This window comes from uncultured Campylobacter sp. (assembly GCF_937921625.1).
Classification (GTDB): Bacteria; Campylobacterota; Campylobacteria; order Campylobacterales; family Campylobacteraceae; genus Campylobacter_B.
Map to the genome: position 1 here is coordinate 1 of NZ_CAKZTI010000004.1, position 19,735 is coordinate 19,735.

General features: G+C 46.5%; 23 protein-coding genes and 1 pseudogene. 14 read left to right on the forward strand and 10 right to left on the reverse strand.

Annotated features, from left to right (window positions below; all coding sequences use genetic code 11):
- Window positions 1-265 precede the first annotated feature (265 nt).
- Window positions 266-1,030 (reverse strand): hypothetical protein, encoded by a 765-nt coding sequence (locus tag Q0101_RS00295; RefSeq protein WP_297941377.1) that lies wholly within the window; start codon window positions 1,028-1,030, stop codon window positions 266-268.
- Between the two features lie 732 nt (window positions 1,031-1,762).
- On the opposite strand from Q0101_RS00295, the gene Q0101_RS00300 reads away from it, so the two are divergent.
- From Q0101_RS00300 to Q0101_RS00340, 9 genes are all read left to right on the forward strand, one after another.
- Window positions 1,763-3,007, forward strand: coding sequence for a hypothetical protein (locus tag Q0101_RS00300; RefSeq protein ID WP_297941378.1), 1,245 nt, complete (start codon window positions 1,763-1,765; stop codon window positions 3,005-3,007).
- Window positions 3,004-4,926: a ribonuclease R family protein gene (locus tag Q0101_RS00305; RefSeq protein ID WP_297941379.1), complete on the forward strand. Its 1,923-nt coding sequence runs from the start codon at window positions 3,004-3,006 to the stop codon at window positions 4,924-4,926. Before Q0101_RS00300 ends, Q0101_RS00305 begins: the two co-directional genes overlap by 4 nt.
- Window positions 4,926-5,930, forward strand: a complete 1,005-nt coding sequence (locus tag Q0101_RS00310; protein WP_297941380.1) for a DNA polymerase III subunit delta — start codon at window positions 4,926-4,928, stop codon at window positions 5,928-5,930. Before Q0101_RS00305 ends, Q0101_RS00310 begins: the two co-directional genes overlap by 1 nt.
- An 84-nt stretch (window positions 5,931-6,014) precedes the next feature.
- Window positions 6,015-6,428 (forward strand): 30S ribosomal protein S6, encoded by a 414-nt coding sequence (gene rpsF / locus Q0101_RS00315; RefSeq protein ID WP_297941381.1) that lies wholly within the window; start codon window positions 6,015-6,017, stop codon window positions 6,426-6,428.
- 10 nt (window positions 6,429-6,438) lie between these two features.
- The gene (locus tag Q0101_RS00320) at window positions 6,439-7,032 is read left to right on the forward strand and encodes a single-stranded DNA-binding protein (protein ID WP_297941383.1); all 594 of its coding nucleotides are present in this window, start codon (window positions 6,439-6,441) and stop codon (window positions 7,030-7,032) included.
- A gap of 13 nt (window positions 7,033-7,045) precedes the next feature.
- A complete protein-coding gene (gene rpsR / locus Q0101_RS00325; RefSeq protein ID WP_295151385.1) occupies window positions 7,046-7,306 on the forward strand; it encodes a 30S ribosomal protein S18 in 261 nt (86 codons plus the stop codon).
- A 112-nt stretch (window positions 7,307-7,418) separates the two neighbouring features.
- Entirely contained in the window at window positions 7,419-7,721 is a 303-nt protein-coding gene (locus tag Q0101_RS00330) for a hypothetical protein (protein ID WP_297941385.1), read from the forward strand.
- 102 nt (window positions 7,722-7,823) lie between these two features.
- Complete coding sequence (locus Q0101_RS00335; protein ID WP_297941386.1) at window positions 7,824-8,144, forward strand: hypothetical protein; 321 nt, start codon at window positions 7,824-7,826, stop codon at window positions 8,142-8,144.
- 33 nt (window positions 8,145-8,177) lie between these two features.
- Window positions 8,178-8,321: a hypothetical protein gene (locus tag Q0101_RS00340; RefSeq protein WP_297941388.1), complete on the forward strand. Its 144-nt coding sequence runs from the start codon at window positions 8,178-8,180 to the stop codon at window positions 8,319-8,321.
- A gap of 328 nt (window positions 8,322-8,649) precedes the next feature.
- On the opposite strand, the gene Q0101_RS00345 is transcribed toward Q0101_RS00340, so the two are convergent.
- The 6 genes and pseudogenes from Q0101_RS00345 to hemW all read right to left on the reverse strand — a co-directional run bounded on the left by Q0101_RS00345 (window position 8,650) and on the right by hemW (window position 13,812).
- Window positions 8,650-9,102 (reverse strand): hypothetical protein, encoded by a 453-nt coding sequence (locus tag Q0101_RS00345; protein ID WP_297941389.1) that lies wholly within the window; start codon window positions 9,100-9,102, stop codon window positions 8,650-8,652.
- 39 nt (window positions 9,103-9,141) lie between these two features.
- Window positions 9,142-10,182, reverse strand: coding sequence for a hypothetical protein (locus tag Q0101_RS00350; RefSeq protein WP_297941390.1), 1,041 nt, complete (start codon window positions 10,180-10,182; stop codon window positions 9,142-9,144).
- Window positions 10,179-11,198 (reverse strand): tRNA preQ1(34) S-adenosylmethionine ribosyltransferase-isomerase QueA, encoded by a 1,020-nt coding sequence (queA, locus tag Q0101_RS00355; protein WP_297941392.1) that lies wholly within the window; start codon window positions 11,196-11,198, stop codon window positions 10,179-10,181. Before queA ends, Q0101_RS00350 begins: the two co-directional genes overlap by 4 nt.
- A gap of 1 nt (window position 11,199) precedes the next feature.
- Complete coding sequence (gene tatC, locus Q0101_RS00360) at window positions 11,200-11,955, reverse strand: twin-arginine translocase subunit TatC (RefSeq protein WP_297941393.1); 756 nt, start codon at window positions 11,953-11,955, stop codon at window positions 11,200-11,202.
- Window positions 11,956-12,411: 456 nt separating this feature from the next.
- Window positions 12,412-12,681, reverse strand: a pseudogene (gene tatB / locus Q0101_RS00365) (Sec-independent protein translocase protein TatB); the annotation flags it as partial.
- Between the two features lie 57 nt (window positions 12,682-12,738).
- Entirely contained in the window at window positions 12,739-13,812 is a 1,074-nt protein-coding gene (gene hemW, locus Q0101_RS00370) for a radical SAM family heme chaperone HemW (RefSeq protein ID WP_297941395.1), read from the reverse strand.
- 136 nt (window positions 13,813-13,948) lie between these two features.
- Here hemW and Q0101_RS00375 point away from each other — a divergent pair, with 136 nt between their 5' ends.
- Genes Q0101_RS00375 through folP form a run of 5 tightly spaced genes read left to right on the forward strand, consistent with a single transcriptional unit; the run spans window position 13,949 to window position 17,913 of the window.
- Window positions 13,949-14,419, forward strand: coding sequence for an RNA pyrophosphohydrolase (locus Q0101_RS00375; RefSeq protein WP_005873256.1), 471 nt, complete (start codon window positions 13,949-13,951; stop codon window positions 14,417-14,419).
- The gene (locus Q0101_RS00380) at window positions 14,419-15,624 is read left to right on the forward strand and encodes an aspartate kinase (RefSeq protein WP_297941396.1); all 1,206 of its coding nucleotides are present in this window, start codon (window positions 14,419-14,421) and stop codon (window positions 15,622-15,624) included. Before Q0101_RS00375 ends, Q0101_RS00380 begins: the two co-directional genes overlap by 1 nt.
- On the forward strand, window positions 15,624-16,157 hold the full coding sequence (locus tag Q0101_RS00385; RefSeq protein ID WP_005873254.1) for a HobA family DNA replication regulator: 534 nt from the start codon (window positions 15,624-15,626) through the stop codon (window positions 16,155-16,157). The genes Q0101_RS00380 and Q0101_RS00385 overlap by 1 nt, the downstream gene beginning before the upstream one ends.
- On the forward strand, window positions 16,154-16,774 hold the full coding sequence (locus Q0101_RS00390) for a DNA polymerase III subunit delta' (RefSeq protein WP_297941398.1): 621 nt from the start codon (window positions 16,154-16,156) through the stop codon (window positions 16,772-16,774). The genes Q0101_RS00385 and Q0101_RS00390 overlap by 4 nt, the downstream gene beginning before the upstream one ends.
- On the forward strand, window positions 16,771-17,913 hold the full coding sequence (folP, locus tag Q0101_RS00395; RefSeq protein ID WP_297880856.1) for a dihydropteroate synthase: 1,143 nt from the start codon (window positions 16,771-16,773) through the stop codon (window positions 17,911-17,913). The genes Q0101_RS00390 and folP overlap by 4 nt, the downstream gene beginning before the upstream one ends.
- Before the next feature lie 298 nt (window positions 17,914-18,211).
- Here the strand turns inward: folP and Q0101_RS00400 are convergent, their stop codons facing one another.
- From Q0101_RS00400 to Q0101_RS00410, 3 genes are all read right to left on the reverse strand, one after another.
- Entirely contained in the window at window positions 18,212-18,616 is a 405-nt protein-coding gene (locus tag Q0101_RS00400) for a hypothetical protein (protein ID WP_297941400.1), read from the reverse strand.
- A gap of 235 nt (window positions 18,617-18,851) precedes the next feature.
- A complete protein-coding gene (locus Q0101_RS00405; RefSeq protein WP_297941401.1) occupies window positions 18,852-18,998 on the reverse strand; it encodes a hypothetical protein in 147 nt (48 codons plus the stop codon).
- 333 nt (window positions 18,999-19,331) lie between these two features.
- Window positions 19,332-19,735 (reverse strand): hypothetical protein (locus Q0101_RS00410; protein ID WP_297941403.1); only part of this gene is annotated, 404 nt, incomplete at its 5' end.

Below are 19,735 nucleotides of genomic sequence, written 5' to 3' on the forward strand. Positions count from 1 at the left end.
TAAAGTTTAACTTTCGAATTTAAACTCGGTCAGTACGTTTGATACTGAATTTATTAAATTTACAAATTTAAACTTACTTTACAAATTCACACAATTAGTAAATTTAAATTTGCAAATTTGATATTTGGATCTGTTTGATCTGAATTGCCCTCGGTTAAATCCAAAATCCATGGCAGTCTTTTTTATACCACAGCTTGTTAATTGTTCAATCCCCTATACCCCGCCCATAGTGGCTCTGCATATGTTTTTAGCGCCTCAAACTTTCTCATTTTCTATCCTTTCTGAAGAATTCTTCTATCATCTTTTGATTACATATATCCAAATACTTCTCCCTGCCACTATCGCAAAAATCTGTACTCCCGGGATTGCCGCCATATGCCCTTATGATTTCACCCGCTATCCCTTGGTATCCAATGCTCATATATACGTTATCTGCTAGAATTTTACCGGTATATCTATCTTTGATCACGGCACCGTAGTTAAAATCAATATATAACATATCTGTCAATACATGAGGTTTTATGTCGGGCTTTAGTTCTAAGAGATGATATAGATCTTCCGCTACGAGCTCGATAGGCGCTATCTCATCTTCATTGATTTCTTTACGAGCTACGCATTTGTCTTTGTAAATTTGCTTGAGATCTTTCATATTGTATTTTATGTAGCTTAATATTTTAGACGGTTTTATATCTATCGTCGAGGCATTTCTATCATCAAGTAATGATTTTATCTCTCTGATTATTTTATCCTCGCTTTCATGATTTGGTTGCAGTTGATTAAAAAATATATTTAATTCTTCATATGTTATCGGGATACTCTTTAAAAAGCCACTTGTGCTTAACTTGGCTGATAAAAAGCACTCTTTTGCGGTATAGTCATCCAGATAAATTCTAAAGTATTTACCGTTTGTAATAGGATTCTCGCTTTTTTCTTTGTAGTCTATAAAATTTACGTAGCCGTTTATCAAAGATATGAAATTCGCATCGGTCGTACTTGCAGGGAAATTTAGCCAATTGGTTGGATCTATCAAAGGAAAACCGCTTCTATTCCATTTGACTATTTCTCTTTCTCCTGCATAGTAAGCGTGTATGGTGGGCTTTTCGTAGACACTTATCTTGGCATATTTAAAATCATAATAAGCCATAACAACTCGAAGTAGGATAAAGTCGCTAAAGAAAACCAAAAACCAAACAAAAAGCCAAAAACGTTTGCGTTTGCCTTTAGGGGCGATTAAGGCGACAAAAAAGCTTATGGTAAAAAAAGCGGGTATTATGAAAAGAAATACTATACTGCGCATATCTAACCCTTATAAAAATACATATGCAAATTTGTAAAGCCCAAAGAACTTTTTTAGTAGCAATATTTTATTGCTCTATATCTTAGCTCGTCATTAAATTTCATATAAATTCATCGGCTTGAATTTATGTGAAATTTTAAAATTAGCTTGAGCATCTTAAAATTATTTTCGGTTTTTAAGTCTTTTTGGCTCTTCAAACTTCTGTTTTAATTGGGCTCTTTATAAACGGAATTTCGATGCATTCTATACGAAAGGGGATTAAAATTTTATAAAACAGCGGATGAAATTTTAGGTTTGCCGTCACGATAAACGGGCGGATTAATCTGCGATTTTCAAACGCAAAAAAAGCACTTCAAAAGCCCGCGAGCCGAAGCGGAATTTAGACGCAACGGCGGCGTTTTGCTTTGCAATTTGAGTTAAAATTTGATATGATTGTGCGAAATTTATATTGAACGGCTTTTTAAAATGAATAAATTTATAACCCAAAAAATAGACGCGCTCGCGGGCTTTAGAGATGAAATTTTAAAAATTTTAGCATCGTTTGACGCGGACGTTTCGGATGTCAGGCTCGCTTTGCAAATTTCAAAAAACGTCCCCCTCGCGGATAAAATTTTAGATTTGGCCTTTTGCGGTTTGTCTAAATTTAGCGCCGAAGGGCTCGCGAGGCAAAATTTTGCCGCTACAGATGAGCGGTGCGATCTCCAAGGTACGGAGCCTATAAAGCACGGCTTGCAAGACGCCGCAGACGAGCGGCAGCAAAACGAGTGCACCTCGAGCGAGCAAAAAGGCGCAGACTTAGCAAAACAGGGCGATAGTCTTAAATTTAATCATTCAAATGGCGCAAACGGCGTGAACTGCAGCGACGAGAATTTTAAATTTAACCCCTCGCAAGCCGCGAGCGATATGCCGCCACAAAATCAACACGCCGCCGCGAGAGCTGATTGCGCGCTAGGTTCGAGTATCTCTACGCAAGCCGCACAAACGCAACAGCAAGAACGAGAGCAGGAGCAGGGGCAAGCGCAGCAGCAAAAACAGGAGCGAGAATGCGGGAGAGTGCAGGAGCAGGGACAAGAGCGGGGCGCCGCGGCATTAAAGACGCTAAATTTACAGCGAGCTTTTGAGCTTTACGGGCGCGAGCAGATGCGGGCGTTTTTTCTATTCGCGGTATTTGACGAGATGCTAAAGCCGAGCCTGCAGGCGTATCGCATCGATCGCGAAAAGCTTACGCAGGTCTCGCTGCTGCGAAATCTGCTTATGTTTTCGTGGATCAAATCCTATCCGCAGATCGAGCAAAGTATCCTCTCAAGCGTGATTTTAGTGGAGTTCGGGCGGGTTTTTATCGACGAGCAGGTGTGCGCTGCGGGCAAGGCGGAGGAATTTTACCATGCCATCAAGGGCTCGATCTTTCCGCAGGATTTTACCGACGTGGAGATGAAATTTACCGGCACGAACCGCGAAAGCGTCTCGCACGCGCTATTTGCGCATTTCGGGCTAGAGCAGATCGCGCAGGACGCGCTGTATTCAAACGTCCCCGATGACGCGCCTTTTGAGAACAAATCCCGCTATGCAATGCTAAAGATCGCCAAAACCGCGGTCAATATCTACCATCACTTCGACGAGCTTAGCATCGACAACGCTTTAAATTTATTAGTCGAGTTCGGCTTCGAGCAGGAAGCGTTTTTAGAGGCTAAAGGCGAAATTTCGATATGAGAGAGTTCCTGCGCGCCTTCAACTCGGGCGTATTTGAAAAGGATCTTAGCGGCGAGCAAAAGGAGCTCGTGCGCAACCTCTTAAATATCGGCGCTATCAGCGCGCACAAGGGCAAGCTCTACCTAAACGACGGCTATGTTTTCGGCAGGCTCGACATCGCGCGCGACGGTACGGGCTATCTACAAAGCTTCGACGATCGCTTCAAGGCAGATCTCATCATCGAAAACAGATATTTAAGCGGCGTGCATCTGGGCGATCTGATCCTAGCAAAAATTTTAAGCTCAAGAAAGTCCCGCCTGCACGCAAAAGTGCTGATGTGCGTCAAGCCCGCATTTTTAACGAGCGTGGTTTATACCAAAAGCTTCGGGCGCGAAATTTTAGGCGTGAACGTCAAAACCGGTCTCGCAAATCCGCTCAAAGCCACGCAAAAATCGCTAAAGCAACTGCCGCCGAATACCCTTTTAAAGATCGATAATCTAACGAACGAAATTACCGAGGTGATCGGAAACCTAGCCGATCCCTTCGTCGATGAGAAAATTTCTTTAGCGATCTACGATAAAAACGACGAATTTAACGAAGCGTGCAAGCAGCAGGCCGCGAGCTTCGGCAGCGAAGTGGACGAGGCGCTGTATCCGCAGCGCGTAGATTTGCAGCATCTGCCCTTTTGCACCATCGATCCTATCGATGCCAAGGACTTCGACGACGCGATCTATTTTGACGTAAAAGAGCGCACGCTTTACGTCGCGATCGCCGACGTGAGCGAATACGTGAGCGAATACTCGCCGATCGATAAGGAGGCGAAATTTCGCGGCTTTTCGATCTACTTCCCGCACCGCTCCGTGCCGATGCTACCGCGCGAGCTTAGCGAAAACATCTGCTCGTTGATGCCAGATCTGCCGAGACTGGCCTTTGTTTTTAAGATCGCTTTAGATGAAAATTTAAACCCGCAAAAAGAGGAGCTTTTCGAAGCGATCATAAGATCAAAACGCCGCTACAATTACGACGAGGTCGATGAAATTTTACGCACCCGCAAGGCGTGCGAGCCCGAAATTTTAAGCTGGCTCTTGCCGCTTAATGAAATTTGCGAGCGACTGCGCCGCGCGAGGCTAAAGCGCGGATTTGATTTTCGCACCAAGGAGCTTCGCATCACGCTTGATGAGCACGGTTTTATAAACTCCACCCGCTTTGAGACCGACACTCCGTCGCACAAGCTCATCGAGGATTGTATGCTGCTAGCCAACAAAGCCGCCGCGGCGCGCATCGAGCGGGGCGTTTTTAGAAATCACGGCTCGGCGGAGCTTAAAAAAATTTACGCTCTGCTTGACGATCTGGCGCTGTTTGGCATCGACGCGCCCTATCAGAGCAACCTTGCTAAGATGATCGGCGAAATCCAAGCGCAAGCCGATACTATGGGTATCCGCGAGGAGGTCGATAAACTCATCATCAAGGCTCAAAAGCGCGCCGAGTACGGATCCGAATCGCGCGGGCATTTCGGGCTCGGATTTGATAACTACACGCACTTCACAAGCCCGATCAGGCGCTATTCCGATCTCATTTTGCACCGATTACTAAAGGCGCAGATGAGGGGGGATGAGAAATTTTATAATTACCTGCTTTTAAACATAGACGCGACGTGTGCGCGGCTAAATGAGCTTGAGCGCGAGGCGGATAAGGTCGCGTTTGATTTTATGGATCGAAAATTTGCGCGCTGGGCCGCGGAGAATTTGGGCAAAAAATTTCGCTGCTACATCGACGAAAACGGAAATTCCGTCACTGCAAAGCTCGACGACAAGCTAAAGGGAGCTAAAATTTTGGTTTCAAATTTCGCCGGCGACATTTTAACGCCCGTGCTAGTCGAGATTACGGACGCAAATGTCGCTAGCGGAGTGATTTTAGGCAGAGTGGTAAAGAAGATCTGATGTATAGGAAAGAATTTGACGGGCTTATCGCAAGCGGCAGGGTGCCGAATTTCGTGCTTTTGCGCGGTGGAGACGATTTTTCAAACGAGCTTTACGCGCAGCGATTGAAGAAAATTTACGCCGCGGATAATTTTTTGAGTTTGTATTTTTTGGAGTATGATTTTGAGCAGGCGCGAAGCTTTTTGGAGCCCTCGCTTTTTGGCGGCAGCAACACGCTTCACATCAAAACCGCTTCGCTCATCAAAAAGGAGGAGCTACGAAGGCTCATCGCGCTGTGCAAGGCGGACGCGAACAATCATCTAATTTATGAGCTAAACGATAGCGAAATTTCGGTGAGTGCGGATTTTATCAAGGAATTTGAACGAAACGAGGTCAGATTTTTCAAACCCTCGGGCGTAAACGAAGCCATAGCGCTGCTTGCGCAAAAATGCGAGATGTGTGGGCTTTTTGCAAACACCGCCGCGCTTAGCAGGATCTACGCCATCCACAACGAAAGCCTGAGCCTAAGCGCGAGCGAGATAGAAAAATTTGCAAGTTTGGGGTTAGAGCTTAACCTGCAAAACGTAAATTTGATGGTTTATGGCCTTAGCGAAGTAAGCTACGACGAGCTTTTCGATAAAATTTTTAGCCTTTGCGACTTTCGCGTAGATTTTTACAAAATGGCTCTGGGCGGCGGATACAACGAAATGGAGCTGATAAATTATTTCTACCGCTTGATTTATAGAATTTTTCGCCTGCATGCTTACGTGAAAATAAACGGCAGATTTGATTTTAAGGCGGTTTTGGGCTATCAGCCGCCCCCTTCCGTGGCCGCACAGATGCAGCGCTACGCCACCAACTTTTCAACGCGAACATTTTATAAAATTTTCGCTCACTTAAACGATTTGGAATTTGAACTCAAAAGCGAAAAGAACGCGGCGAAGGACGAGCTTTTGCTCGCGTCGTTTTTGAGGTTGCAGCGCATGCTGCTAAGTTCGCTCGGGCAAAAAGCAAATATTAAGTGAAATTTTAGTAATATCTCTTCGCATTTTTTGCAAAATCCTTGCCCGCAGACACCGTTTGCGAGCTAAAATCCATAAGGAGAATTTATGAGAAACTACGAGGTTTTATTCATCGTTAAGCCCACGCTTACCGACGATGAAGTTAAAACAAAAGTCGATTTCGTCAAAGAAATCATAACCAAAAACGGCGGAGAGATCGCTTCCGTGATCGAAATGGGCGCTAGAAAGCTAGCCTATAAGATCGACAAATATGAGCGCGGAGTTTATTTCGTAATCTATTTTAAGGCCGAGCCGAACTTGATCTCCGAGCTTGTTAGAAATCTGCGCATCACCGAAGATATCATTAGATTTTTGACCGTCAAATATGAGACTAAGCGCGAAATTTCCGCTTGGGACAAGCTAAGCAAAGGCATCAAACTAAGCCCTGCGAAAAAAGAGCGCGAGCCAAAAGCGCCGGTAGAGCCAAAAGAGCCTGAAGAAGCAGCCAAAGAGGGCGAATAAAGGATAAAATATGTTTAATAAAGTAGTTTTGGTAGGTAATTTGACCCGAGATATCGAGCTTAGATATCTGCAAACGGGCACTGCCGTAGGCAAAACCGGTATCGCCGTCACTCGCAGATACAATAGCTCAAACGGCGAGAAACGCGAAGAAACGTGCTTTATAGACATAGATTTTTTCGGTCGCACGGCCGAGATCGCAAACCAATACTTGCGAAAAGGCAGTAAAATTTTGATCGAAGGCCGCTTAAAGCTAGATCAGTGGCAGGATCAAAACGGACAAAACCGAAGCAAGCACTCCATCAGCGTAGATACGATGGAGATGCTAGGAAGTAATCAAGGTGGAAGCGGCGGCTATAATCAAGGCGGCAATTACGAGGGCGGCAATTATGGCGGAAGCTCCGGCGGCTACGGCGGCGGAAATTCTAGCTACGGTAATTACGGCGGCGGAAATAGCTATGCTAATAGACAAAACTCAAATTCTAGAGGCACAAAAAACGATTACAATGCGCCTAAACAAAAAGAGCAGAGTTACGAAAGTACGATTCCAGAAGTCGACGTCGATGCCGATAAATACGATGACGGCAATGACACGATCCCATTTTAATTAAGGAAAAATCATGGCAGATAAGAGAAAATATACTAGAAAGTATTGCAAATTTACGGAGGCAAAGATCGAATTCATCGATTATAAGGACACGGCGCTGCTAAAGCACTGCCTAAGCGAGCGCTTTAAGATTATGCCACGCCGCTTAACCGGCACTAGTAAAAAATACCAAGAGATGGTAGAAAAGGCTATCAAGCGCGCGCGCCAAGCAGCCCTTATACCTTATATCGTCGATCGCAAAGACGTGGTCGTAAATCCATTCGAAAATCTTTAAATTTTAGCGGTACAAAGCCGCTAAAATTCCCCCTATTTTAAACTCTAAATTTTAAAATTTAAGCTCGCTCTTATATATATAATTCCACTTATATTTTTTCAAAGGAGAAATTATGGCAGAGAATGGGCAGGCGGAATATTTGGAATGTCCTTTTTGCGGCAAAGATGACATCAAATACGGTGCGGTCGTATGTAGCGGATGTCAGGCGGAGATATCTTATAGTAGAGCATGGTTCTTGAAATTTTTAATAGGCGTGGTATGTCTTGTTTTTGGAATACGTGTCCTTATAAGATTTGGTTTTTTAATTCAAGATGTTTTTCTTATCTCTATCGGTACGATTTTGGTTTTATATTCTTTTGCGCTAGCAAGAGATCATAGCCCGGAATTTCATAGGACTATGGAACATGTCGAATAGTCTTGCATATTTTTCATCGCCTAATCGGCGGTTAAATTCTAAAACTCTCCGATTGAATTTATAATCGGAGAGTCTCGCTATTTAAATTTTTAAAGGTTGCTTATGGACTTTTTATTAGGTCTCATTATTGCGGTAGCTACTTCACTTGAAGGGCTTGCGGTAGCGATTTTAATCGCTGCCGCTATGGTTATTTTCAGCGCTTTTAGTGCCACTATTGCTTTTGCCGCAGGATATATAGTATTTTGTATCGCGACCTGGTTATTATATGTAATTATTATATGCAATACGAATAATAGATTTATGATAATTGCGTCTCTTGCGGTAAGTTTGACTATGGGGTATTTAGCGGCTGATGCCGTTTATGAGAGAGAGCAGGCAAAGGATGCTGAGCGCAAAGTGCAGAAGCAACAAAATATGACGTAGCAAGATAAAGTCTATTATATCCAACGTAATTTGATGTTTAGCGACTACGGCGTGACGATTGACGGTAAATGGGGCAAAAAGACTATGCGAGCGGCGCAGAAATACTCTGGCTCGTCCGCGACCTCGATCGACGAGCTTTATGAGGCGGTCAAGGCTAAAAAAGAGAGCGAAAGATAAAATTTAAATAGCAAGCCAAGCCATCCGCACTAAATTCTTAAATTTACTCGCTTTATATGCGTCTTATCGGGCGTGCTTCAAAACAGATTATGCCGTTTGTAAAATATCTTAAGTCCGCTTGAGGCGTAAATTTTAAAAATGGAGCTTGAGCGTTTTTGAGGTAAGCGGACAAAATAAACTTGCTTGTGCGCGGACTATGTTAAATTTAATAAATTTAGCTGCAAGACGCGACGGAATTTACGCTGTTTGCGGCTTGCAAGCGGGATAAATTTAAGGGCGCGATCTTTATGGGTAAATTTTATGCGCGACCGATTGGGCGCGCGGTTTTCTATGAAAGTTTAAATTTCTTATGCTCAAAGTGGTATTTTTTCTGCGAAATCGCGTTAAATTTAAGGCTATCTATACTGGAGAAATTAACGGTGTATTCCTTCAGGCAGGTAAGGATGAAAGAGAAGCGGTAATTGCCATTTTCGTAAAATATCTCGCTCGTTATTATTTCGCCTGCTGCCGCGCCGCATCTTTGATCCGAGCTCATAACGCATTTTAGTTCATAATATCCATTTTGCAAATCTCCGATGTAAAATTTCAAATGCAACTTTTCATTAATTTGCTTTTTGGGTAGCAATAGCGCATCGTTGAAGCTTATGCCCGCAAAAATTCTTTCTAGCGTATGCATATTTTTATGCAGCCCTGCTAAATACGCCTCGTATCGCTGCTGCCTTAAGGCATATTCGCTATCTTTTATATTGCCCTTGATCCAATCTAAGTCAAAATATAGCACTTCAATCTCTTCGGTTTTAAATTTATCGCTGCCTGTTCGCTACAGCCCCAAGAAATTCTCATCGTTTTTGATCTTTTCGATGATGTCGAGCGTGGCGTAAAACTCGTCGTAGAAGTATGGCATCTCGAGCTTGAAAAATTTAAAGCTTAGCCCCTCCAGAACCTTGAGCGAGTGTTTGTTTTTAAGTAAAAATATGAAAAACACCCCGTCTTTTTCCAGCGCGTTGAGGTAGTTTATTTCGCTTATATTGGCGCGCAGGATCTCGGCGTCAAGGATGACGACGTCGGCTACGTAGATGAAGTCGTTTAGATGTCTCTTCGCGCTCTCCCAGTTGGAGTTTGGCATCACGTCGCAACCGAGCCCGTTCAAAAAATCTCGCAGCTCCTCGAAGATCGCGCGGTTTTTATGCGTGATGATAACGTTGTAGTCGTATTTTTTAGCGCTAAAATCCTGCTTTTGCGCAAAGCAGCTAAGTACCGCATCCATTTTGATAAAGGTTCCGCGCCCGTCGGCTCCAATACTCGGATGCGAACCGAGTGTACGCAAATGTGTCTGCGCCGAAGTAAGATACTCATCATCCGTGCTAGCGGCGCTTTCCAGTGCACTTTTAAGCGCATAGGTGCGCGGATCCTTTAGCTCGCGATCGATGCCTACGCGAACATCGAGCTTGACGGAGCTCATATTCGCTCTAAGTTCCTTACTGCTAAATTCCACGCTTACGCGGATCGGTTCAGCAATATTTTGCAGAAAAAACTCGCACGCGTCAAATACCGCGCTAGTGAGATTTAGCACTTCGCCGCCGTAAATGCGCGGTAGCTGCGGCGGGAAGCTAAGATAGAGCGTGCTATCGTATTTCGTGCACTCCTCAAATAAAATTTCGCTTTGGAATTTTAAAATTTTTAAAATATCGATCTGCGCGATATCCTCGCGTCTAGGCACGACGGAATCGCTTTCTTTGGCTTTAGGCGCAGCGGAGAAAATTTTGCCGCTTACGGCGGGCTTTTTAGCAAAAAGTTTTCTTGCCGCAAAGCCTGCCGTCGCAGCCAATATTGCTAGCGCGCCTAAAACCACGGCTTTCATAGCACAAGCATCCCATCGCCATAGGAGTAGAAGCGGTATCTTTGCTCCACTGCGATGCGGTAGAGCTCAAGCGTGCGCTCAAGGCCGATGAAGCTCGCCACGAGCATTATCAGCGTGGATTTGGGTAGGTGAAAGTTCGTAAGCAAAAAATTCTGTCTTATCGGCGGATTGCCCGGGTGTAAAAACAGCTCGCAGATCCCGCTGCTTTGCCCGTTGCGCGCAAAATTTTCGATCGTTCGCGTAACGGTCGTGCCCACGCCTAAAATTTTTCGCTCGCTTTTTAAAATTTGCGCGGTCTGCGGCGGGATAGAGTAGAGCTCACCGTGCATCTTATGATCGCGCAGATCCGCTACTTCCACGGGCTTGAAGGTGCCTGCGCCCACGTGCAGCGTGATGAAGTGAATCTCGTGATTTCGGCGCAAATCCGCAATCATCTCGCTATCAAAATGCAAGCTCGCGGTGGGTGCGGCGACGGCGCCTTGCTCGCGCGCGAAGATGCTTTGATACCAGCTCTCGTCCTGCTTGGTATCGGCGCGCTTGATATACGGCGGCAGTGGCACATGGCCGATACGTTCGCAAATTTCAAAAATATCGTGGGTGTTTAAAGCCTTACCGCCGCGCTCAAACTGCACGATGCGAAGCCCGCCCTCCATCAGCTCGCAAACGCGCGCTTCAAGACCGCTTTGAAATTTTAATTCGCTGCCAGCTTTGACGCTGCCGCGAATATAGGCGCTAAATTTATTGCCCTCAAGTGGTGAGTTTAGCAGAAGCTCGATCTTGCCGCCGCTGTTTTTGTGACCGAATAGGCGCGCCTTAATCACCCGCGTGTCGTTGAAAATAATATCGCAGGGCGGCAGGGCATCCGCCAAATCGCCGAAGTGCGCGTGAGTGATCTGCTGCTTGGCGCGGTCGTAGATTAGCAGGCGCGCGCTTTGTTTGGGCATCACGGGCGCGCTTGCGATGAGCTCGCTAGGAAGCTCGTAATCGTAGCTGCCAACTAAATTTAGATCCGCCATCTCACGCCTGCGCTACGTCCGTGGAATTTTCGCTTTCGTCATCCTCAGGCTTATACGGATTTATCATTTTGGCGATGAAGATCGAAAGCAGATAAAGCGCAATTAGCGGAGTTGCGAGCATAAACTGACTAAGCACGTCCGGCGGCGTCATCACCGCTGCAAAGATGAAAATAATGACGATTGCGTAGCGGAAAAAATCGCTTAAGCTTTTGTTCGTCACAAGCCCGATCTTGGCGAGAAAAAAGGTCATCACCGGAAGCTCGAAGCTGATGCCGAATGCGACGACGAGCTTAGCGAAAAAGCCTACATATTCGCCGATTGTAGGCATCGCAGTAAATTGCTTGGCGCCAAAATTTACCAAGAAATTAAACGCGACGGGGATTACGAAAAAATAGCAAAACGCCGCGCCTAAAAAGAACATAATGCTCGCGCCGCTAACGAAGGGGATGACGTATTTTTTCTCGTTGTCGTAAAGCCCGGGCGCTATGAAAAGCCACGCCTGCCAGAAAATTATCGGCATCGCTAGAAGTAACGAGGTGAAAAACGATACCTTCATCGCGGTAAAAAACGTTTCGCCAAGCTGGGTAAAGATGATCTCACTGCCCTTAGGAAGCACGCGCACTAGCGGGCGGGTCATAAAGCCTAAAATATCTTCCCAAAAGCCGAAGCACGCGATAAAAAGGACGATGACGGACAGCACGCAGATCACTAGGCGCTTGCGAAGCTCGGCTAGATGGGGTTTTAGCTCTTCAAACATTAAATTTCTCTCTCATTATGATTTTTGCGTATCGTTATTTTGCGCGGAATTTTGCATAGAATTTTGCGCATCGCCGTTTAAATTTGCATTTTGCGCGCCGTTTTTCGCTTCACCGCTTGCATTCGTATTTTGCGCGGAATTTTCTGCGCTGCCCGCGCTCGGCATGGAATTTTCGCTTTCGTTTTCGACGCTAGAATTTTTGTCTTTGCCTCCGGTGCTAGAATTTGTTGCGTCGCCGGCGGAGCCTTGCGCAGAGTTCGCGGCGCCCGAGCTTTGCGCGGAATTTTCGCCGCTCGAATTTGACTTTAAATTTGCCGTCCCATTTTGTTTTTGTGCCGAGACTTTCGCGGAGTTTAGCACGTCTTTGGCGGCGTCCGAGCTAAGCGTTTCTTTAAGCGAGCTTTCCGCGTCTTTTAGCCCCGCATTTAGCGTCTCTTTGACTGAGTCGATACCGCCTTTGATCTCGTCGAGCTCCTCAAACGTGAGCTTTTTGCGCACACCCTCGCTTGCTTGCGTGATGCTCTCTTTATATTTTTTGGCGTCCTCTTTGAGCTCGGCGATGCGAAGCTCCTGATCGAAGCTCGATTTTGCGTCGTTGATGGTTTTTTTGATGACTTTGAAGTATTTCGCGAGCTCGACCAGCACTTTTGGGAGTTTTTCGGGCCCCAGCACGATTATCGCGATGATTAAAATGACCGTAATTTCAGGCATACTGATACCAAACATAAAATTTCCTAACGTAAAAAGTGGCGTATTGTAACTAAAATTTCATTAATCTTAAATTTAGCGCCAGCTTTGGCTGCTTTGCGTGATAAAAAGCGCAATCTCGTCGGCGAGCAAAAAGTTAGGATTATAAAATTTACCCTCGCCGAATTTCAGCTTTTTTGCCCGCACGAGCAGCTGCGCGTTACTTAGCTCCGCGGCGTTTAAAATTTGCGCGTCCACGCCTAAAATACAGCGCAGCCCAAGAAATATGCGCTCGAGCTTTTTATCCTGCGCGCTTAGGGCTTCGCGCTGTTTTTGCAGCGGATCTGCAATATAACTTTGTAAATTCGTAGGCGAGCTAAGGCGCACCTGAGCGCTAGTTCCGACCGCAAATGCCCCAAATCCAGCGTAATCCTCGCCGCGCCAGTAGGCGAGATTGTGCTTACAGCGCAGTCCACGCGCGACAAAATTTGAAATTTCATACTGGCTAAAGCCGCTATTCGCTGCAAGAGCAAAGAGAAATTTAGCCAGAGCCGCGCTTTCCTTTTTAAAGCTTTCGCGCCCGAAAAATGGCGTGTTTTCCTCAAGGCTTAGCGCATAGGCGCTTAGATGCGGCACTTCGCAGCGCACAAACTCGGCCATTTCAAATTTTAAATTCCTTTTATCGTCAAATTTGCTCGCATAGATGAGGTCTAAATTTATATTATCAAAGCCCGCCGTTTTGGCATTTTGCACCGCTAGAAAAATCTGCGCGGCGCTGTGCGCGCGACCGAGGAATTTTAGCTTGGCGTCGTTGAAGCTCTGCGCGCCGAAGCTGATACGGTTTACGCCGAGCTTTCGCATCGCCCTAAGCCAAGCGGGGCTAGCGGAGTTCGGATTAGCTTCAGAACTGATTTCGGCTTTGGCGGCAAAACGCGGCGCGAGCAGCGCAAAAATTTCGTCGTAAAGCCCCGCATCCACGGCACTTGGCGTGCCTCCGCCGATAAAAAGCGTCGAAATTTGCGCGTGCGGATTTTTTGCCAAAAAGTCGCGCACTTCAAGCTCTAGCGCGCGAAAGTAGCTTTTTGCGAGGCTAAACTTATCGCTAAAGGAGCCAAAGGCGCAATACGGGCATTTGGAGGTGCAAAACGGCACGTGGATGTAGATGTGCAAGGTCGGTCCTATGGGCTAAATTTATGTCACAAAATTTAGCGAATTAATTTGAAAATTTATATAAATTTTAAGCCTCTTAACGCAAATTTTAATATTTTTAGGTAGAATTTTGAGAAATTTTTTGTGAGAAAACGAGATGGAAAAAGAGAAAAATTACAGACCGAATGTCGCTGCAATCGTACTTTCGCCCTCGTATCCGTTTAATTGCGAAATTTTAATCGCGCAACGAAGCGACATCAAAGGCGCCTGGCAGTTTCCTCAAGGCGGTATCGATGATGGTGAGACGCCTAAGATGGCGATCCGCAGAGAGCTAGGTGAGGAGATCGGAACAAGCAAAGTCGATATCATCGCTGAGTGCCCAAAGTGGCTTAGCTACGACTTTCCTGATGGGGTAGCCCAAAAGATGCGCCCATACGACGGGCAAATTCAAAGGTATTTTTTGGTGAGATTGCGAAGCTTAGCCGATATAAACATCAATACTAAACTTCCGGAGTTCGACGCATTTAAATTCGTAGGCGCGAATGAGGTTTTAAGGCACGTAAATCACTTCAAAAAGCCGATTTACGCGACGGTTTTAAAATATTTTAAGGAGGAGGGTTACATTTAATGCTGATCGTTCAAAAATACGGCGGTACGAGCGTCGGCACGCTAGAGCGGATCGAGGCGGTCGCGCAGCGCGTGATAAAGACTAAAAACGAAGGACACGATGTCGCGGTAATCGTCTCTGCGATGAGCGGCGTTACCAATCAGCTCATCGAGCAGGCGGAATTTTTTACTAAAACTCCCATAGGCAGAGAGATGGACGTGTTGCTAAGCTCGGGCGAGCGCGTTACGAGTGCACTTTTAGCTATCGCGCTAAACGCCAAGGGCTACCCTGCGATCGCGTTTAGCGGGCGTGGTGCGGGTATCGTGACGGATAATTTTCACACCAAAGCTCGCATCGTCTCTATCGATCCAAAAAGCATGCAAGAGGCGCTAAAACAGGGTAAAATCGTCGTCGTCGCGGGCTTTCAGGGTATCAGCACCGCAGGCGAAGTAACTACGCTCGGGCGAGGCGGGAGCGATCTTAGCGCAGTCGCCGTCGCAGGAGCGCTGAATGCCGATCTGTGTGAAATTTACACCGATGTAGACGGCGTATATACGACCGATCCGCGCATTGAGCCAAAGGCTAAGAAGCTTGATCGCATCAGTTACGACGAGATGCTTGAGCTTGCGAGCTTGGGAGCGAAGGTTTTGCAAAATCGAAGTGTCGAGCTTGCGAAGAAATTAAACGTAAATTTGGTGACGCGAAGCAGTTTTAACGATCATGAAGGAACACTCATAACAGGAGAAGAAAAGATGGAAGATGCGGTAATTAGCGGCATTGCACTGGATAAAAATCAAGCAAGAATTACGATTAGAAACGTAGAGGATCGCCCCGGCGTCGCGGCTGAAATTTTCTCCGCGCTTGCGAGCAAGGAGATCAACGTCGATATGATCGTGCAAAATATCGGACGAAACGGCGAGACGAATTTGGGCTTTACCGTGCCGCAAAACGAGCTGCAGATTGCTTATGCGGTAATGAAAGAGGTAAATCCAAATCCGAATTCCATCATCGAATCGGACGCCGATATCGTCAAAGTATCTTTAGTCGGAGTAGGTATGAAAAGCCACAGCGGTATAGCCAGCAAGGCGTTTAAGACGCTTGCGGATGAGGGGATAAATATCCAGATGATCTCCACGAGCGAGATTAAAATTTCGATGATCGTAGAGGCCAAATACGGCGAGCTTGCCGTGCGCGCGCTGCATAAAGCCTACGATTTGGATAAATAATGCAGGATCTGCACACTTGGAGCGTCACGGCGATGCGCTCCGAGCCCGGACTTGAGTGGCTCGAGGATCGCAAGGAGGACTGGACGCCACTTTTAGCATCAAAGCTAAAATTCCTCCACGACGGCTTTGCTTTCATCGTCATCTGCGACGATGAGCGAAGCTGGTTTAGCGAATATATCATCAAAAAGATCAACTCCTCTACCAACTCCCGCCCGCTGCTACCGTTTTTTTCGCTACGCTCGCTTTATCGCGGCGGCGTAAATAGCCTGGAGGATGCGCTGCTGCTAAACGATATGTTAAGCCTCGCGTTTGCCAACGGCTTTATATATTTTTACATCGGTAACGGCAACCATCCGCTAGCCAAGATCGCCAAAAGCCACGAGGACAGCTATCTGTGGCTCATCGACGAGAGGCTGCAAAACAGCTTCTACATGAGCGAGAGCGATCCTAGCCTGGATCTCAAACTTATCCAGCTTTTTAAAATTTTAGACAAAAGCATTGACGCCGTGCTTTTTGACGAAGTGGTGCTTTGAAAATCATAAATCAGATCGTTTTAACGAACGATTATGAGGGCTTTAAAGATAAAATTTTAGCCGAAATTCCGCGCAAAAATTTAAGGTTTTTCGAAAGCGTCGAACTTAAGATCGACGAGGCGCGAAAGATCATCGACGAAGCCTACGTCGCCGAGCGCGAGGATAAGATTATCGTCATCGCCGCTACGAAATTCGGCGAGGAGGCGCAAAACGCTCTGCTTAAAATTTTAGAGGAGCCGCCTAAAAATACGGTGTTTTTCCTGATCACCCCCTTCATCAACGCCCTGCTGCCCACCATCCGCTCGCGCCTCGTGGTGCAAAACCTCTGCGTGCGAAAGCCCAGATACCGCACCGGGCTAAACTTAACCAGGCTAAGCCTAAAGGAAGCGGTGGAGTTTATCGACGCGCAGATCGCGCTGGAGCGCAAGGGCGAGCTGAACAAAACGGCGCTAAAAGCGCTCATCGGCGAGATCGCGCTAGAGTGCTTCGAAGCGGGCGTCAGGCTAAGCGGCGATGAGCTGCAGCGGATTGACCGCTTGAGTTATCTTGCCGAGCATAACGCCAAAGCCCATGCCGTGCTTACTCCGTTGCTGTTGATGATCGAGGAGAAAAGATGAAAATTTATAAAATTTCAAACGAGGCCGATTTTGCGCTGATTTGCGAGCGCATCGGCGTGCGAAATGCAGGACGGGCGATAATGCAGAAAAAATCGCGCCTAAACTTTTTCTATCTAAAAGATCTGCGAGCGCCCGCGGCGAATATTTTAAAACAGGATGCCCTTAGTATCGGCGCCGAGCTTGCGTGCAACGAAGGGGTGATCCTAGGGCGCGATGATACGGACGCGGTTTTGATCGCAAATGACCGCCAGATCGAAGTTCTGGCGCAAAAAGAAGCGCTGCAGGATTTCGGGCTAAAAGAGCTCGCGAAATTTCTAAGCGAGAAATTTGCTAAGCCGCAAAGCTGCGAAATAATGGGCGTCGTCAATATCAACTCCGATAGCTTCAACCCCGCAAGCCGCGTGGCAAGCTTAAAAGAGGCGACCAATAAGATCGAAAAGATGATCGAGCAGGGTGCTGCTATCATCGATATCGGCGGCGTGAGCTCGCGCCCGGGCAGCCAGTACTGCGGCAGGGATGAGGAGTTTGCGCGCATAAAGGATGTCGTGAGCGAAATTTACCGCCTAGGCTTGCATGAAAAGGCTAAATTTAGCCTCGATAGCTTCGATGAGTATTGTTTGGAATTTGCGCTAGATCGGGGCTTTAGTATCATTAACGACATCAGCGCAAATCTCGCTCTTGCCCCGCTTGCGCTTCGCTATGACGCCGCTTACGTGCTGATGCACATGCAAGGAAAGCCGCAAAATATGCAGCTTGCGCCCAAATATGACGATCTGATGGGCGAGATCGATGAGTTTTTTGCGCAGAATTTGCAGCAGCTGCAAAGCGCGGGGCTTAAAAAGATCATCCTTGACGTGGGCATCGGCTTTGGTAAGACCGCCGAGCAAAATTTAGTGCTGATTAAAAATTTGCAGCATTTCTTGCACTTCGGCTGCCCGCTGCTTGTAGGCGCGAGCAGAAAGAGCGTTATCGATTTTTACAGCCCCTCCGCGGTCGAGGATAGGCTCGCAGGCTCGCTGTATCTGCACCAGGTTGCCGCTTTAAACGGCGCCGCGATCATCCGCACGCACGACGTTTTCGAACACGTTCAAATGCTGCGGCTAATGCGCGCGATGGACGTCGCTGCGGTAAAATTTTAGAATTTTGCGGAATTTTCACGAAATTCCATATTTTTCACGAGATTTTTGTAAATTTGCCTTATGCGGAATTTTAAAATTCCTCAAGGAAATATTTTAATTCTTTTAAAATTTTGCAAAAGAGCTTTTGCGGAATTTTATCCGCGTTTTATTTTGCGCCTAAGCTTTCGTGCGCTTGCTCGTCGAAACTTATAAAAATTTATAAAAATTTCGCTCGATTTATGAGGCGCGTCAAAACAGCGAAGTAAAGAGGGATAAATTCTGGCGACGATTTGCATGGATTATTTCTACGCGAGCCGAATTATTTCATTTTTGGGCGAAACGAGCGCTTTACGTCAAAGCCCTTGCTAGCGATTTTTATATCATTTGGTATCGTGCCTGCCGGAGCGGAGGCGTCCTTTTTGGCGGATAAAAACTCGACTAGGCTTTGCCAGACAAAGTCGGCATCCAGATAAAACCCCATCGCGTTAAGCTGTGGATTTATCGCCGCGGTGTGAATGTTCTGTGTGAGCTTAAAAAATACGATTAGGGCGCTCAAAATTTCATCTTTGCTTATAATTTTATCGTCGCGAACAATATTTTTCAGCGTCGTTTTGCGGTCGCCCTCTAGCGCCACGAGCTGCAGAATTTCTTCGCGTGTAGCCTGCTCGCCGACCTTGCTGAGCCATGAGACGATATGGGCGCGAAATCCATCGCTAAAGCTCAAGGTTCTATCGTTGCAATACTGCCTTTTAGCTCCGTCTCGTCAAACTCTAGGCTTGTGTAAGCTTTACCCTGAGAGGCGAAGATATGGACTAAATTTTTGCCGATGAAAATCACGGAGTGAAGCAGGCGCGGCAGTTTATTTACGTCAGTTTTGCTCCAGTTTATAAATTTACCGCCGATGAAGCGATACCCGTTAATCTATTTTTCAAACTCCCTTTTATCGCCCTCGCTAAGCTTCACGGCTCGTCAGAGCCGACGAGAGTGGAGTTTCTGCGGTCGCAAACAAGCGTCTCGTCAAGCCCGTATTTTGAAACCATAAAATCATAATTGTCTTTAAATTTAGAGGTGATTTTCACGTCGTTCCCTAAAATTTTATCTTTCAAAAGCTCCTGAATCGGCGCGCTTTGTACTAAAACCGAAGCAAAATTTTATCGCTGCAAATTTACGCTGTGAACCTCGCAAATTTTACCAAAATTTACTGCTAAATCGCCAAAAATTTATATTGCAAGCTCACGGCTCGCTCAATTTTACCGCGTGTCGGCGAAATGGTAAAACCGAACGAAAAGCGTGCGGCGCGATAAATTTTAAATTTATTTTGCGAGGCGGAGCGGCGGGCAAATTTTACCGCCCGCACCTATCTTAGCGTGTTTAAAAAAGTGCGCGGGCCGCTACCGCCTAAAGTCGTAAATTTCGATAGCGGTAAAAACCGAAGCCTCCTACCGCTTAAAGTCGTGGATTTGTATATTTGCGCCATATTTTTTGCAAAGCTCGCTTACTTTTTCTTTCAGCTTCTCCTCGTCGTAGCAGATGAGATCGATGTATGCGTGCCTCTGCCCGGTTGCACCACCGATTATCTCCAGAAACGAGCCGCAGCTCTCCAGCTCATCGTCCTCGATTTTGTTTCTCAGATCAAAGCCCGCCTGCATGTCGCCGTCGTTATCGATGGCTAGAAAGCAAAATTTGATGCCAAGCTCGAAAGCCTCGTTATAGATGTCGCGCTCGCCGTTTAGGTACTGATTTACGATGTCGGTTAGGCAGGTGGTACCTGCGATCACGTCCTCGCGTACCTCGCTTCCGCGCGGCTCCATCTCGTAGCTGAAAAAATTCTTTAGCGGTTCGC

Coding starts and splice junctions, on each gene's coding strand:
- Q0101_RS00300 (WP_297941378.1), top strand. CDS start 1,763: ATGAATAAATTTATAACCCAAAAAATAGACGCGCTCGCGGGCTTTAGA.
- Q0101_RS00305 (WP_297941379.1), top strand. CDS start 3,004: ATGAGAGAGTTCCTGCGCGCCTTCAACTCGGGCGTATTTGAAAAGGAT.
- Q0101_RS00310 (WP_297941380.1), top strand. CDS start 4,926: ATGTATAGGAAAGAATTTGACGGGCTTATCGCAAGCGGCAGGGTGCCG.
- rpsF (WP_297941381.1), top strand. CDS start 6,015: ATGAGAAACTACGAGGTTTTATTCATCGTTAAGCCCACGCTTACCGAC.
- Q0101_RS00320 (WP_297941383.1), top strand. CDS start 6,439: ATGTTTAATAAAGTAGTTTTGGTAGGTAATTTGACCCGAGATATCGAG.
- rpsR (WP_295151385.1), top strand. CDS start 7,046: ATGGCAGATAAGAGAAAATATACTAGAAAGTATTGCAAATTTACGGAG.
- Q0101_RS00330 (WP_297941385.1), top strand. CDS start 7,419: ATGGCAGAGAATGGGCAGGCGGAATATTTGGAATGTCCTTTTTGCGGC.
- Q0101_RS00335 (WP_297941386.1), top strand. CDS start 7,824: ATGGACTTTTTATTAGGTCTCATTATTGCGGTAGCTACTTCACTTGAA.
- Q0101_RS00340 (WP_297941388.1), top strand. CDS start 8,178: ATGTTTAGCGACTACGGCGTGACGATTGACGGTAAATGGGGCAAAAAG.
- Q0101_RS00350 (WP_297941390.1), bottom strand. CDS start 10,182: ATGAAAGCCGTGGTTTTAGGCGCGCTAGCAATATTGGCTGCGACGGCA.
- queA (WP_297941392.1), bottom strand. CDS start 11,198: ATGGCGGATCTAAATTTAGTTGGCAGCTACGATTACGAGCTTCCTAGC.
- tatC (WP_297941393.1), bottom strand. CDS start 11,955: ATGTTTGAAGAGCTAAAACCCCATCTAGCCGAGCTTCGCAAGCGCCTA.
- Q0101_RS00375 (WP_005873256.1), top strand. CDS start 13,949: ATGGAAAAAGAGAAAAATTACAGACCGAATGTCGCTGCAATCGTACTT.
- Q0101_RS00380 (WP_297941396.1), top strand. CDS start 14,419: ATGCTGATCGTTCAAAAATACGGCGGTACGAGCGTCGGCACGCTAGAG.
- Q0101_RS00385 (WP_005873254.1), top strand. CDS start 15,624: ATGCAGGATCTGCACACTTGGAGCGTCACGGCGATGCGCTCCGAGCCC.
- folP (WP_297880856.1), top strand. CDS start 16,771: ATGAAAATTTATAAAATTTCAAACGAGGCCGATTTTGCGCTGATTTGC.